This is a genomic window from Pseudomonas sp. UBA3153, from assembly GCF_002364635.1.
GTDB classification, from domain to species: domain Bacteria; phylum Pseudomonadota; class Gammaproteobacteria; order Pseudomonadales; family Pseudomonadaceae; genus Pseudomonas_O; species Pseudomonas_O kuykendallii.
Genome location: NZ_DEYR01000012.1, coordinates 2,066 through 2,801 on the forward strand (window position 1 = coordinate 2,066; position 736 = coordinate 2,801).

Annotated in this window: 1 protein-coding gene; it reads right to left on the reverse strand. The window is 64.8% G+C overall.

Going from position 1 to position 736, the window contains the following annotated elements:
- A partial coding sequence (locus B2X67_RS02870; RefSeq protein WP_286784547.1) for an MFS transporter occupies nucleotides 1-736 on the reverse strand: 736 nt, incomplete at both ends.

Genomic DNA, 736 nt, shown 5'->3' on the forward strand with positions numbered 1-736 from the left:
GATGCGCATGGTGTCGTCGACCCCGGCATTGCGGATCAGCTGCGGCATCCAGAACAGCAGCCCGGTCAGCGCCATTACCAGGCACAGGTAGATGCCCGACAGCGCCAGGGTCGCCGGTTCCTTGAGGATCGAACGCAGCGACTGCGAGCCTTCGGGCTGCACTTCGCGCGCCATGCGCTCGGCGAGGAAATCCTTCTCCTCGCGGCTCAGCCAGCGCGCATCCTCGATGCGGTCGGCCACCAGCCAGAGCACCACCAGGCCCAGCAGCACCGACGGCAGGCCTTCGAGAAGGAACAGCCACTTCCAGCCGGCCATGCCGCCGACACCGTCGAAATGGCCGAGGATGAACCCCGCCAGCGGTCCGCCGATGATGCCGCACAGGCAGATCGAGCTCTTGAAGTAGGAGTTGATCCGCGCACGGCGGTTGCCGGGATACCACTGGGTGAAGAAATACAGCACGCCGGGCACGAAGCCGGCCTCCATCACGCCGATCAGGAAGCGCAGCACGTAGAACCAGGTCTCGTTGCTGACGAACATCATCGCCGCCGAGGCCAGGCCCCAGGAGATCATGATCCGGGCGATCCAGACGCGGGCGCCGATGCGGTGCAGGAGCATGTTGCTCGGCACCTCGAAGAGGAAATAGCCGACGAAGAACAGGCTCGCGCCCAGGCCGTAGACGGTGTCGCTGAAGCCGAGGTCGCTCTGCATCTGCAACTTGGCGAAGCTGATGTTGACC